Annotated in this window: 11 protein-coding genes; 9 read left to right on the forward strand and 2 right to left on the reverse strand. The window is 72.0% G+C overall.

Features of this window, described 5'->3' with window-relative positions:
* The first annotated feature begins 28 nt into the window (after window positions 1-28).
* The 3 genes from CP969_RS23215 (at window position 29) to truA (ending at window position 2,732) form a co-directional block, all read left to right on the forward strand.
* Window positions 29-1,051, forward strand: coding sequence for a DNA-directed RNA polymerase subunit alpha (locus CP969_RS23215; RefSeq protein WP_003966937.1), 1,023 nt, complete (start codon window positions 29-31; stop codon window positions 1,049-1,051).
* A 170-nt stretch (window positions 1,052-1,221) separates the two neighbouring features.
* A complete protein-coding gene (gene rplQ / locus CP969_RS23220) occupies window positions 1,222-1,800 on the forward strand; it encodes a 50S ribosomal protein L17 (protein ID WP_026084951.1) in 579 nt (192 codons plus the stop codon).
* 77 nt (window positions 1,801-1,877) lie between these two features.
* Window positions 1,878-2,732, forward strand: coding sequence for a tRNA pseudouridine(38-40) synthase TruA (gene truA, locus CP969_RS23225; RefSeq protein ID WP_016825009.1), 855 nt, complete (start codon window positions 1,878-1,880; stop codon window positions 2,730-2,732).
* A gap of 18 nt (window positions 2,733-2,750) precedes the next feature.
* Here the strand turns inward: truA and CP969_RS23230 are convergent, their stop codons facing one another.
* Entirely contained in the window at window positions 2,751-3,593 is an 843-nt protein-coding gene (locus CP969_RS23230) for a hypothetical protein (protein WP_016825008.1), read from the reverse strand.
* Window positions 3,594-3,760: 167 nt separating this feature from the next.
* Here CP969_RS23230 and CP969_RS23235 point away from each other — a divergent pair, with 167 nt between their 5' ends.
* The 5 genes from CP969_RS23235 to CP969_RS23255 all read left to right on the forward strand — a co-directional run bounded on the left by CP969_RS23235 (window position 3,761) and on the right by CP969_RS23255 (window position 10,574).
* On the forward strand, window positions 3,761-4,936 hold the full coding sequence (locus tag CP969_RS23235) for a CapA family protein (RefSeq protein WP_016825007.1): 1,176 nt from the start codon (window positions 3,761-3,763) through the stop codon (window positions 4,934-4,936).
* A gap of 203 nt (window positions 4,937-5,139) precedes the next feature.
* A complete protein-coding gene (locus CP969_RS23240) occupies window positions 5,140-7,380 on the forward strand; it encodes a HAMP domain-containing protein (protein WP_016825006.1) in 2,241 nt (746 codons plus the stop codon).
* Window positions 7,381-7,386: 6 nt separating this feature from the next.
* Window positions 7,387-8,928, forward strand: coding sequence for a poly-gamma-glutamate synthase PgsB (gene pgsB, locus CP969_RS23245; RefSeq protein WP_016825005.1), 1,542 nt, complete (start codon window positions 7,387-7,389; stop codon window positions 8,926-8,928).
* Between the two features lie 51 nt (window positions 8,929-8,979).
* Complete coding sequence (locus CP969_RS23250; RefSeq protein WP_004984495.1) at window positions 8,980-9,462, forward strand: poly-gamma-glutamate biosynthesis protein PgsC/CapC; 483 nt, start codon at window positions 8,980-8,982, stop codon at window positions 9,460-9,462.
* Window positions 9,463-9,494: 32 nt separating this feature from the next.
* A complete protein-coding gene (locus CP969_RS23255; protein WP_004984491.1) occupies window positions 9,495-10,574 on the forward strand; it encodes a C40 family peptidase in 1,080 nt (359 codons plus the stop codon).
* A gap of 34 nt (window positions 10,575-10,608) precedes the next feature.
* Here CP969_RS23255 and CP969_RS23260 read toward each other — a convergent pair whose 3' ends face one another.
* Window positions 10,609-11,496 carry a hypothetical protein gene (locus CP969_RS23260; protein WP_004984489.1) on the reverse strand — a complete coding sequence of 296 codons (888 nt, stop codon included), beginning with the start codon at window positions 11,494-11,496 and terminating at the stop codon, window positions 10,609-10,611.
* 74 nt (window positions 11,497-11,570) lie between these two features.
* Here CP969_RS23260 and CP969_RS23265 point away from each other — a divergent pair, with 74 nt between their 5' ends.
* Window positions 11,571-12,767, forward strand: coding sequence for a glycosyltransferase 87 family protein (locus tag CP969_RS23265; protein WP_051044408.1), 1,197 nt, complete (start codon window positions 11,571-11,573; stop codon window positions 12,765-12,767).
* The last annotated feature ends 43 nt before the right edge of the window (window positions 12,768-12,810 follow it).

Below are 12,810 nucleotides of genomic sequence, written 5' to 3' on the forward strand. Positions count from 1 at the left end.
GTCCACGACTGAAGGATCTGATCCACACATGCTGATCGCTCAGCGTCCCTCGTTGACCGAAGAGGTCGTCGACGAATTCCGCTCCCGGTTCGTGATCGAGCCGCTGGAGCCGGGCTTCGGCTACACCCTCGGCAACTCCCTCCGCCGCACCCTCCTGTCGTCGATCCCCGGTGCCGCCGTCACCAGCATCCGCATCGACGGCGTCCTGCACGAGTTCACCACCGTGCCGGGCGTCAAGGAGGACGTCACCGACCTGATCCTCAACATCAAGCAGCTGGTCGTCTCCTCGGAGCACGACGAGCCGGTCGTGATGTACCTGCGCAAGCAGGGCCCGGGTCTGGTCACCGCCGCCGACATCGCGCCGCCGGCCGGTGTCGAGGTGCACAACCCCGACCTCGTCCTCGCCACGCTCAACGGCAAGGGCAAGCTGGAGATGGAGCTGACCGTGGAGCGCGGTCGCGGCTACGTCTCCGCCGTGCAGAACAAGCAGGTGGGTCAGGAGATCGGCCGGATCCCGGTCGACTCGATCTACTCGCCGGTTCTCAAGGTCACCTACAAGGTCGAGGCGACCCGTGTCGAGCAGCGCACCGACTTCGACAAGCTGATCGTCGACGTCGAGACCAAGCAGGCCATGCGTCCGCGCGACGCCATGGCGTCGGCCGGCAAGACGCTGGTCGAGCTGTTCGGTCTGGCCCGCGAGCTCAACATCGACGCCGAGGGCATCGACATGGGCCCGTCCCCGACGGACGCCGCCCTCGCCGCCGACCTGGCGCTGCCGATCGAGGAGCTGGAGCTCACCGTTCGGTCGTACAACTGCCTCAAGCGCGAGGGCATCCACTCCGTGGGTGAGCTCGTCGCCCGCTCCGAGGCCGACCTCCTCGACATCCGCAACTTCGGTGCGAAGTCGATCGACGAGGTCAAGGCGAAGCTGGCCGGCATGGGCCTCGCCCTCAAAGACAGCCCGCCCGGTTTCGACCCGACGGCCGCCGCGGACGCCTTCGGCGCCGACGACGACGCGGACGCCGGGTTCGTCGAGACCGAGCAGTACTGACAGCTCGGGACCGACGATCGGATCCTAGGAAGCGGGCGCGCCGTGCGCGCCCGCTCCCCTTCCGGGAGCTCCCCCACGGGGTGGCTCCCGGATCTCCGACAGACAACCGTCTGCTCGGATACTGACTCCGGTACCTGATACGGCCGGGGCAGACACACAGGAGAAGAACCATGCCGAAGCCCACCAAGGGTGCCCGTATGGGCGGCAGCGCCGCGCACGAGAAGCTGATGCTCGCGAACCTCGCGAAGTCGCTCTTCGAGCACGGCCGCATCACCACCACCGAGGCGAAGGCGCGCAAGCTGCGCCCGTACGCCGAGCGTCTGATCACCAAGGCGAAGAAGGGCGACCTTCACAACCGCCGTCAGGTGCTCCAGGTCATCACGGACAAGGGCATCGTCCACACGCTCTTCACCGAGATCGGCCCGCGGTACGAGAACCGTCCGGGCGGCTACACCCGCATCACCAAGATCGGTAACCGCCGTGGCGACAACGCGCCCATGGCCGTCATCGAGCTGGTCGAGGCGCTGACGGTGCAGCAGACGGCGGTCGGCGAGGCCGAGGCCGCGACCAAGCGCGCGGTCAAGGAGGACGCCCTCAAGAAGGACGAGGCCGCCGAGGCCCCGGCCGAGGACGCCAAGGCCGACCTGACCAAGGACGAGGCCGCCGAGGCCCCGGCCGAGGACGCCAAGGCCGACCTGACCAAGGACGAGGCCGCCGAGGCCCCGGCCGAGGACGCCAAGGACGCCTGAGGCACCACTGCCTCGCGCCGAGCGGGTCCGCCCTTCGCGGGGCGGGCCCGCTTTCGCGTACCTGAGAGGATCCGTACGTGAGTGACGAAGTACAACCAGGGTCCGTACGTGTCCGCCTCGACCTGTCCTACGACGGCGCCGGCTTCCACGGCTGGGCCAAGCAGGCCGGGGGCAGGCGGACCGTGCAGGAGGAGGTCGAGGACGCCCTGCGGACCGTGACGCGGTCCGGGACGACGTACGAGCTGACCGTGGCCGGCCGCACCGACGCCGGGGTGCACGCGCGGGGCCAGGTGGCCCACGTGGACCTGCCCGCCGGGGTGTGGGCGGAGCACAAGGGGAAGCTGCTGAAGCGGCTCGCCGGGCGGCTGCCGAAGGACGTGCGGGTGTGGGCCCTGCGGGAGGCGCCGGCCGGTTTCGACGCCCGGTTCTCGGCGGTCTGGCGGCGCTACGCCTACCGCGTCACCGACAACCCGGGCGGGGTGGACCCGCTGCTGCGCGGGCACGTGCTGTGGCACGACTGGCCGCTCGACGTCGACGCGATGAACGAGGCCGCGCGGGGGCTGCTGGGGGAGCACGACTTCGCCGCGTACTGCAAGCGGCGGGAGGGCGCGACCACGATCCGCACGCTCCAGGAGCTGAGCCTGGTGCGCGACGAGGACGGGATCGTCACGGCGACCGTCCGGGCCGACGCCTTCTGCCACAACATGGTGCGCTCGCTGATCGGCGCGCTGCTGTTCGTCGGCGACGGCCACCGCCCGCCCGACTGGCCGGGGAAGGTGCTGGCGGCGGGGGTGCGGGACTCGGCCGTGCACGTCGTGCGCCCGCACGGGCTGACCCTGGAGGAGGTCGGCTACCCGGCGGACGAACTGCTGGCGGCCCGCAGCAAGGAGGCCCGCAACAGGCGGTCGCTGCCCGCGGCGAGGTGCTGCTGAGCCGGGCCGTCGTGCCCGTCAGTCCTCCGCCCAGGTGGTGAGCAGGCCCGACAGGCCCCGGGCCGCCTCGTCCGCGTCGGGTCCGTCGCCCCGGGCGTCCGACGTGAGCTCGACGTGGACGAAGGTCGCGTGCCGGCGCTGTGCGGCCTTGCCCTGGACGTTGGTCGTGCCTTCCAGCCGGCAGCGGGCGGACCAGCCCCGGCAGACCCGCAGGCCGTCCGCCTCCAGGCGGTCGGCCAGGGCGGCCACCTCGCCGGGAGCGCTCTGCGCGGCGCCGGTGGACAGCACGGCGTCGTAGCGCTCCTCGGTGGACTCGGCGAATCCGTGCAGCTGGACGCCGGGCACGCCGCGCTTGTGCAGTTCCAGGACGGTGACGTGGAACGCGCTGTCCTCGCGGTGGGCGACGTCGGCGGCATCCGTGCGGCCGGCCCGGCGGTGGGCGCCGGCCAGCACGAGCGCGCCGCCCGGGGTGTCCTCCAGCAGGCGCACGCCGAGCTCCTCGGTGTTCCGGTCGGAGACGGGGTGGGGGACCTGCACGTTCCAGCGGATCCTGGAGTCGGCGTTCAGGTAGAGCCTGCCCCAGTGGGCGCTCGCACCGTCGCCGGTGGCCGCGATCTCGTCGTAGCGGCGACCGGAGGACGTGTCGGTGAGCCGGGTGACGCCGAGGCCGATCGGGGCGAGGGACCGCTCCGCCGCCCGCGCGTCTCCGTCCAGCAGGTGCCCGACGCCCCGGGCCAGCCGGTCGCGCTCCTCGTCGTCGGGGGGCGTGTAGGGGCCCTCGGGCCGGAACTCCGCCGTGTACGACAGGATGCGGCTGTCCAGGTCCACCAGCTCCCGGGCCGCCGGATCGCTGCGCTCCAACGGAGGATCCGATTCCGATTGGCATGCGGAGAGCGGCACGATCAGTCCGAACAAACCGATCAGCGTCAACATGCGAGGAAAACGTGACTGTCTTGTAATGGCTGCACCTCTGTGGCGTGTGTGCTCCGTGTGAGTATGACCCGGTGACATTTCGTAAACCTCTCCGCATGGGTCGGGTGGTCTCCATTCTGGTGGCGGCCGGGCTGACCGCCTCGTGTGCCTCCGGGAGCGAGGAGCCGCAGGCGAAGCCGGGTGGCCGTTCGTTCACCGTGGCGGCCGCGGGTGACGTGCTCATCCACCCGGAGCTGGTCGAGCAGGCGGCCAAGGACGCCGAGGAGACCGGCGAGGGGGAGGCCGGGCTCGACTTCGGGCCCATGTTTGCCGGGGTGAAGCCGGTCATCAGCAAGGCCGACCTGGCGATCTGTCACATGGAGACACCGGTCGGGGAGCCCGAGGGTCCCTTCGAGGGGTATCCGGAGTTCCTGGTCCCGCCGCAGGTCCTGACGGCCCTGAAGGACGTGGGGTACGACACCTGCTCGACGGCCTCGAACCACACGTACGACCACGGGATGAAGGGCGTCCGGCGCACCCTGGACGCCATGGACGAGCTGGAGCTCGGGCACACCGGGTCCTCGCGCTCGGCCGAGGAGGCGGAGCGGATCAACATCCGCGAGGTCAACGGCGTCAAGGTCGCACATCTCGCCTACTCCTGGGAGTCCTTCCTCAACCCGACGCCCGAGAAGCAGAAGTGGGCGTTCAACCGGCTCAGCACCGACGAGATCAAGAAGGCCGAGACCCGGGCCCGGGACAAGGGCGCCGAGGTGGTCATCCTCTCGGTCCACTGGGGGCTGGAGCACTACAACGAGCCGAGCGTGCCGCAGTTGCAGCTGGCGCAGCGGCTCACCGAGGAGACCGGTGTCGACCTCGTGATCGGCCACCACGCCCACGTGGTGCAGCCGATCCAGAAGGTGAACGGCACCTGGATCGCCTACAGCCTCGGCAACCAGATCGCCCGGCACTCCTCGCCCAAGGGGACCACCGAGGAGGGGGCCATCGGCTGGTTCGAGTTCCGGGAGACGGCCGAGGGCTGGGACGTCACCGCCCGCTACCGCACCACCCTGGTGGACATCCCGCCCGAGGTGGAGACCGGGGAGAAGGTCCCGGACGGGGCGGTCGTGGACCACCGGCTCGTGGACGTGCAGCAGGTGATCGACGAGCCGGGCGACCTGTCCGAGGAGCGGCTCGCCCGCTACCGCCTCGCGGAGGACCGCACGCGCGGCTTCCTCTACAACCGGGGGACGCCCGGCGGCGACGGCCTGAAGCAGCTCTCGTTGGATGAGTGACGAGACCTAAAGCACATTCTCTGCCAGGAGTACAACCTTGGCAGCATTTACCAGTCCTTTGAGTGACGGCGTCGCACGGCCGCGGCAGCGGTGTGTCCGGCAGGCGCTGGACACCTCCGTAGCGACCAAGGATGAACCCCGTGACAACGAGCCACGTCCCGCCTCCCGCGCAGGGGCGGCGGCGCAGCCGCAGACGGGCGGACATGCCGCTCCTGGGCGGCATCCGACCCCCGATCGCGGTGCTGTGCGTGCTGATCCTCGCCCTGGCCGGGCTCACCGCCAAGGTGCTCGGCCCCAGCGGCGAGCCGGTCGTGCCGAAGGCGGTGCTGTCCTCGCAGAAGCACTTCGCCGAGGACGGCGCCATCGCGCTGCGCGCCTCGATCGACGAGCGGATCACGGACCTGCGTCGCACCGTCGCCGCGCTGAACGCGGGCAAGCCGGCCGAGCCCGAGCAGGTGCTGTCCGACCTGGGCAGGACCTACCAGAAGTGGACCGGCACCACGATCCTGGACCTCAAGAGCGGGGATGTGCTCGCCGCCCGGGGAGAAAGGATTCCTCTCGCCTGGCTGGACAAGGAGGTCCTCACCGGGAAGCATGCGCTGGCCCCACGCATGGTCCGGCTGGAGACCGGTGACGTCCGGCTGATGACGATGGCCGTCCTCGACTTCGAGGACCGGCCGCAGCAACTGCTGATCGCTTCCAACAGCCTGTCCGTGCCCGCGATCAACCTGGGCCCGTTCCGCACCATGGCGGTCGTGGCCCAGGACGGAGAGGTCCTCGCCACGGCGGGCTTCGAACAGAACGAAGCGCTCAACTCCGACCAGGAGCGCAAGGAACTGACCTTCCTGCAGAAGCAGATGTCCCGGATGGCCGAGCAGGCGGCCGAGCACACCGCCGAGCACCCCGTCAGCGCCAAGGAGCCCGGCTCCCGCGGCTACCCCGGCGTCAGCGGCACCCTGCTCGGCGACGACTACAACGGCCGTGTCGCCACCGCCGGGTACGCCTCCCTCGCCTCCTCCGACCCGGAGGAGAAGAAGAGCGTCGCGGCCGGTCTCGGGCTCACGGTCGTGGCCATGCTGCCCGTGGTCCAGCAGCAGGGCGGCGTGGGACCGGACCGGGAGCTGTTCGGGCTGATCGCGGCCGGCGCCCTGGTGGTGCTCGGCCTGCTGGCGGCCGCCGTGCTGTGGATGAGCGTCCAGCGCCCGCTGCTGCGGCTGTTCCTGGAGTCCCGCCGGCTGGCCCGGGGCGACCTGACCCGTCCCGTCTCCGTGCCCCGCTGGGGTGAGGCCGCCCGGGTCGGCACGGCCCTGGAACGCCTGCGCGGGCAGCTCGGCGGCCCGGGCGGGACCGACGGCGCGCCCGGCGGCAAGGTCCGGCTGGGTCTGCGGGTGCCGCTCGCGGTGACCGCCGTCCTGCTCCTGCTGTGGTGCGTGCCCGTCGGCCTGCTGCTGAACCGCACCGACGGCTCGGTCAGCGTGCCCGCCACCATGGTCAACGACCAGCGCGACCGCACCGACCTGGTCGCCGACCGGGTCCGCCGGGCGCTGAACGAGGCCCAGGCCGACCTGGTCTCCACCTCCCGCCTGATCGACGTCGGCGACCCCGACGCCACCGCCGCCCGGCTGAAGGACGCCCTGCGCGAGCACACCCGCTACCAGGCGCTGTACGTCGTGGACCACACCGGCGAGGTCGTCGCCCGGGCCGGCGGCGACCCGCACGACTGGAGCGACGGCAAGGACCTGCCCCTGATCCGCGTGTCCGGCAAGGGTGAGAAGAAGCCCGTGATCCAGGCCGCCGCGCCGGTGCCCGAGCACAAGGGCACCACGCTCGTCGGCGAGGTGCGCGTGGAGTTCCTGAACTCGCTGCTGAAGCGGCCCGGCCTCGGCGAGGTCCGGGTGGTGAACGCCGACGCCGAGACGCTCGCCGCCAGCGGCGGCTTCCTCGCCTTCGAGGACCTGCCGAACAACGCCCTGCCCGACCTGGTGCGCGCGGGCAACGTGCCGGTCGGCGCCGGGCCGGTCGAGAACGGCCTGCTGCTGCGCGACGGCGGCGTCACCGTCGCCGCCGCGGCCCCCTTCTCCGGCGGCGGCGTCGCCTCCGACATCGGCTGGACCGTCGTCAGCTGGCAGGACGCCGAGCACTTCCAGATCACCCCCTACGAGCGCGAGGACCGCAGCGTGCTCGCCGGCCTGCTCGGTCTCGCCGCGATCGTCGTCTGCCTGGGCTGGGTGTACCTGGTGGTCGCCCGGCCGCTGCGGGCGCTGGCCGCCGGCGCCGAGAAGCTGGCCGACGGCGACCTGAAGACCGTGCACTACCCCCGCTACCAGGACGAGGTGGGTGCGATCGTGCGCAGCCTCGAACTGATCCGCCAGCAGTTGCAGGCCCGCCGTCAGAACCAGGCCCGCCGGGCCGCCGAGCCCCGGCTCGGCGCCGGAGGAAGGTGACCCGCCGTGCTCTACCTCTACTTCGTCCTGCTGGCCGGCAGCGCGTTCCTGCTCGTCGCGGGCATCGTGGAGCAGCGCCGGCACTACGCCGCCCTGCACTCCATCCCCTCCCGGGTACTGGTCAACGGCATCCGCGGCAAGTCCTCCATCACCCGGCTGTGCGCCGGGGCGCTGCGCGGCGGTGACCTGGTCACCGTGGCCAAGACGACCGGTACGGCGGCGCGCTTCATCCACCCGGACGCCACCGAGGAGCCGGTCTACCGCAAGTTCGGCATCGCCAACGTCGTCGAGCAGATCGGCATCGTCCGCCGGGCCGCCACCTACCGCCCCGACGCCCTCGTCATCGAGTGCATGGCGGTCATGCCGGCCCTGCAGGAGGTCAACCAGAGCAAGCTGATCCGCTCCACGATCGGCGTGCTGTGCAACGTCCGCGAGGACCACCTCGCCGAGATGGGCCCCACCCTCGACGACGTGGCCCGCTCGCTGTGCCGCTCGATGCCCGAGGGCGGCATCTGCGTCACCGCCGAGAAGGAGCGCTTCCACATCCTCCAGGAGGAGGCGGACGCCCGTAACTGCAAGCTGGTCTACGCGGACCCCGAGATGGTCACCGACGAGGAGCTGCGCGGCTTCAGCTGGTTCACCTTCAAGGAGAACGTGGCGATCGCCCTGGTCGTCGCCGAGCTGCTCGGCGTGGAGCGCGAGGTCGCCCTCCAGGGCATGTACGACGCCCCGCCGGACCCGGGTGTGCTCTCCGTGGAGCGCTACGTGGCCCCCGACGGCAAGCGGCTCGCCTTCGCCAACGTCTTCGCGGCCAACGACCCCGAGTCGACGCTGATGAACATCAACCAGCTGCTCGACCTCGGCGCCATCCGCCGCCCGCTGAACGTCGTGATCAACTGCCGCCCGGACCGCGTCGAGCGCAACGGGCAGATGGGCGAGATCATCCCCGACCTCCAGCCGGACAACGTCTTCGTCATCGGCCACCCCGCCAAGAGCGCCATCGACGCCATCCCCGCGCAGTGGCGGGACCGGGCGGTCGACCTGGGCGGGGACCGCCGCGCCGCCGACGAGTTCATGCCGACCCTGCTCGGCCGCATGGCCGACGGCTCCTCGCTGGTCGCCATCGGCAACATCCACGGCCAGGGCGAGGAGCTCCTGGAGTACCTGGCCGAGCTCCCGGCGGACGACAGCGACGCCGCCCCCGCGGCCCCGACGCCGGCCGCCGCCCCGGCGGCCCAGCCGCCGCGCCTGGACCCGTTCGCCTCGTACCCGACGGCGTACGAGGAGCGCTACCAGGCCTCCCGGACCCAGGAGATCCCGGTCGTCCGCCTCCCTGCCCAGCCTGCGGGGCCGTACCAGCAGCAGTACGGGCAGCAGCACGAGCGGCAGCAGTACGAGCAGCAGTACGAGCAGCAGTACGCCCCCGGCCGGCAGGCCGCCCGGCAGGCCTGGCCGAACGGCGACGAGTCGTACGACGACCCGTACGGCCCCCACGGCGGGCACCGGTACCCGACCACCGAGGGCGGCGGACCGCCCGCCCGCCACTGACCCGCGGGCCGACCGCCTCGCCCACCCCCGCCCACCTGCCCGGAGACCCCGTTGACCACCGCCGCCCTGACCCCCGAGATGGCCGCCCTGGGCATCGCCATAGGCCTGTTCTTCTCGCTGCTGTGCTACCTCACCACCAACCTGTCGCCCGGCGGCATGATCACGCCCGGCTGGATCGCCCTGACCCTCATCGAGGACCTCCAGCGCGCGGCCATGATGGTCGGCGTCACCGCCCTGACCTACGCGGGCACCAAGCTCATGCAGCGGCTGGTGATCCTCTACGGCAAGCGGCTGTTCGCCGCGGTGGTGCTGCTGGGCGTGCTGCTCCAGTCCACGGTGATGATCGTGCTCTCGCTGGAGTTCCCGCTGCTGTACGGCAACCAGACCCTCGGGTTCATCGTGCCCGGTCTGATCGCCTACCAGCTGGTGCGCCAGCCCAAGGGCGCCACCCTGCTGGCCACCGGCACGGTCTCGCTGATGGCCTACATCGTCGTCGCCGCCGGCCTGCTGCTCGGCGTCATGCCCACCGTCTGATCCGCCGTACCGGAACAATCGAGGAGTAACCGATGGCAGGGAAGAAGAAGGCGCGGCCCGTCGTCTCGGGCCTCGCGGTGCTGGCACTCGTCGGGACCTCCGGCTACCTCACCGTGGAGCTGCGCAAGCAGGAGGTCCCCGGTGTCACGGAGGTCCGCGACATCGGCGTCCTGGAGGGCGGCCGAGGCTCCGGCGGCGGCTCCGGCGACAAGGGCGAGGCGACCTGGTCCCGGCTGGAGAACCCCGCGCGCTCGGTGCTGCGCGGCGCCGACGGCCAGATCCAGGCCGTCTTCACGGACGGCGCGCGCACCGCGACGCTGACCGGTCCGGCCCGCACCTTCGAGGAGCCGACGTCCACCTCCTCCAAGGTCTCCACCACGGACTGGGTCCGCCTCATGCCCGAGACCTGGGAGAAGGGCGCCGAGAAGGAGAAGTGGTTCAAGGAGTGGTACGCCGAGTACCGGGACAGCAAGGAGGACGACCTGTTCGCCATCGCCTTCCAGTACGTGGCGGGTGCTCCGCAGAAGAAGGACGAACAGGGCACCGTCTACGCCGGTGACGCGCACTTCGGCCCGCTGAACACCACCGGCGCCGAGGGCGGCGACCTGCGCCTGGAGCAGTCCGACTTCTACGACTACCTCGGCGTTCCGTACCCGTTCCGGGACGGCGTGACCGGGACCCCGGAGGCCATGCGCGCCAACTCCCTGGACTGCTCGGGCTTCATCCGCATGGTGCTCGGCTACCGGGCCCGCTACCCGTTGATGTCCTCGGACGCCTCCGGCGACGGCCTGCCCCGCACCGCCAACGGCATGGCCCGCTCCGACGAGGGCGCCGACATCCTCCCGCTGACCGGGGTGTCGGCGGACGACCGGCCGTCCGCCATCGACCAGCTCCAGCCCGGCGACCTGGTCTTCTTCAAGCTCGACGCGCGCACCAAGGAGCGGCTGGACCACGTGGGCATGGTGCTCGGCTACGACACCGAGGGGCACCTGATCTTCGTGTCCAGCCGGGAGGAGGTCAACGGCCCCACCATCGGCGACATCGGCGGCGTCTCCCGACTGGACGGCAACGGCTACTACGCCAAGACGCTGCGCAGCGCCAAGCGGCTGTGAGGCGCCGGCGCCGCGCTTCCCCGGCGGCGGCCGGCTACTGGTTCGCCGCCGCCGAGGCCTGGGCCTCGCCCCTGCGGCGGATCTGACGGAACGTGAACTCCTGGAGGTCGTCGCCCGTGGCGAAGACGGCCGTGTCCTTCTCCGTCACGTCCTTGCCGTCGGTGAAGCCGGCCAGGGTGAAGTAGGCGTAGCGGCCGTAGGCGTTGGTGGTCGAGCGGCAGACCGCGCCGTCGCAGAACTCCTTGACACCGCCGCCCGCCAGGGACTTGACGATGCTCTTGTTGTCGGCCTGCTGCTTGGCCCTGGTCGCCTGGGCCTCGGTGTCGAAGACGGCCACGCCGACCGTCACCGCCATGCCGTCCTTGGTGTAGGTGACGCGGATCAGGCGGGTGCAGTCGTTGTCGTTCAGGACCTTGGGGAGCGTGGCCTTCGCCGCCGAGGCGCAGTCCCGGGTGTCGGCCGTCGGGCCCTTCCGGTACACCGTCTCGCCCATGGTCAGCTGCGTGCCCGGGAAGAGGATGTCCGGGCTCAGCGGCGCCTTGTCCTTCTGCGCGCTGGCGACGAACTCCTTCGGGTCCAGCGGGGGCGGCGCGCTCGTCGGGGCGAACGAGGGCGCCGTGGCCGTGGCGCTCGGGATGTCGGCGGTCCCGGGCAGCTGGGAGGACGGGCCGCCCGCGGCCCGGTCGTCGCCGTTCGCCGAGACGACGGCCACCGCGACGGCCGTGCCTATCGCGACGGTGGCGAGTGCGCCGCCGCCTATGAGCAGCAGCCGGCGCCGCTTGTGGCGGGCCTCGGAGGCCTCGGCGAGCGCGGCCCAGTCCGGGGACTGGCCGGCGCCGCCACCGCCGCCGTTCCAGGGCTGCTGGGAATGCGGTTTCCAGGGATCCCACTGCTGCGGAGGTCCCCCCTGCCCAAAACTCATGGGGCGCATCTTAGACGGGCCGCGGGGCGTGCTGGTCCGCCTCAACGCGCCCCGCAGGCCCTAGCGTTGCGGCCATGGTTACGGGCAAAGGCGACATCTCCGGGTGGTTGGTGCGACCCGCGGGCAGACATCTGTGGGCGGCACTCGTCCTGCTGCTGGGGGCGCTGACGGCGCACACGGTGCGGGTGACCTCGGACGGAGGCATGGACAACGCGATCGTCGTGGACGCCGCGCGGACCTGGCTGGCCGGTGGTTCGCCGTATGACGATCCGCACTTCCTCTATCTGCCGAGCGCGGTCCTGGCCGCCGCCCCGCAGGCGCTGCTGCCGCGGTCCGTGCTCGACGTGCTGGTGCCGGTGGCGGTGACCACCGCCCTCGCACTGGGCTGGGTCTGCGCCCTGCGGCTGCACCGCGTACCGCTGCACAGCAGGCTCGCCGCCCTCGGGCTGCTGGGCCTCGCGGCCGGCTTCGCGCCGTTCGGGCAGCTGGTGCGGCTGGGCAACTGGACGGCGACGGCCGCGCTCGCGCTGCCGCTGTGCCTGCTGCTGGCGAGCCGCGGCCGGTGGGTCGCGGCGGGCGCGGTCGTCGGGGCGGCCGTGGCGCTGAAGCCGCTGCTCGCGCCGATGGTCCTGCTGTTCCTGTTCGCGCGCCGGTGGCGGGCGCTGGCCGTGCTGCTGCTGGTGCCGTCGGCGGCCTCGGTCGCGGCGGGGCTGCTGCTGCCCGACCCGACGGGCTTCTTCACCCGCACCCTGCCCTTCCTGCTGCACGGCGACGACGCCTTCCTGAGGCTCTACGAGGCGTCGCCGGCGGCGGTGCTGCCCCGGCTGGGCGTGCCCGGGGCGGTGGCCGGGGCGCTGGCGCTGCTCGCGGCCGCGGTGGGGGTGGGGTGCGCGTACCGGCGCTGGTGCGGCCCCGGGCCGGTGCCGCTGCGGCTGGCGGAGACGTCCGCGGGGCTGATGCTCTCGGCGTTCCTCGTCTCGCGGCCCTCCTACAACCACTACCTCCTGGTCGTCCTGCCGCTGCTGCTCGCCGGCCTGCCGTACGCCGGCGCGGTGGCCCGGCGGCCCTGGTTCTGGCTCGCCCTGGTGCCGCAGCTGCCGGGGGTGACCTGGCCGTGGCTGGAGTCGGGGCGGCGCCGGGCCTTCCGGGACGCGTTCACGCTGTGCGCGCTGGCGGTGACGGTCGGACGCCACTGCGTACGGGGGACGGGTGAGGCGGACGGGCCGCGTGAGGCGTCCGTGGAGCGGCGTACGGCTTTAGGGTCGGCGTAGCCCACCGACGGCGGTCCCGTTTTGACCCGTCCGGCCGAGCATG

This window comes from Streptomyces viridosporus T7A, assembly GCF_008704515.1.
GTDB classification, from domain to species: Bacteria; Actinomycetota; Actinomycetes; order Streptomycetales; family Streptomycetaceae; genus Streptomyces; species Streptomyces viridosporus.

Coding starts and splice junctions, on each gene's coding strand:
- CP969_RS23215 (WP_003966937.1), top strand. CDS start 29: ATGCTGATCGCTCAGCGTCCCTCGTTGACCGAAGAGGTCGTCGACGAA.
- rplQ (WP_026084951.1), top strand. CDS start 1,222: ATGCCGAAGCCCACCAAGGGTGCCCGTATGGGCGGCAGCGCCGCGCAC.
- CP969_RS23235 (WP_016825007.1), top strand. CDS start 3,761: ATGGGTCGGGTGGTCTCCATTCTGGTGGCGGCCGGGCTGACCGCCTCG.
- CP969_RS23240 (WP_016825006.1), top strand. CDS start 5,140: ATGCCGCTCCTGGGCGGCATCCGACCCCCGATCGCGGTGCTGTGCGTG.
- CP969_RS23255 (WP_004984491.1), top strand. CDS start 9,495: ATGGCAGGGAAGAAGAAGGCGCGGCCCGTCGTCTCGGGCCTCGCGGTG.
- CP969_RS23260 (WP_004984489.1), bottom strand. CDS start 11,496: ATGAGTTTTGGGCAGGGGGGACCTCCGCAGCAGTGGGATCCCTGGAAA.
- CP969_RS23265 (WP_051044408.1), top strand. CDS start 11,571: ATGGTTACGGGCAAAGGCGACATCTCCGGGTGGTTGGTGCGACCCGCG.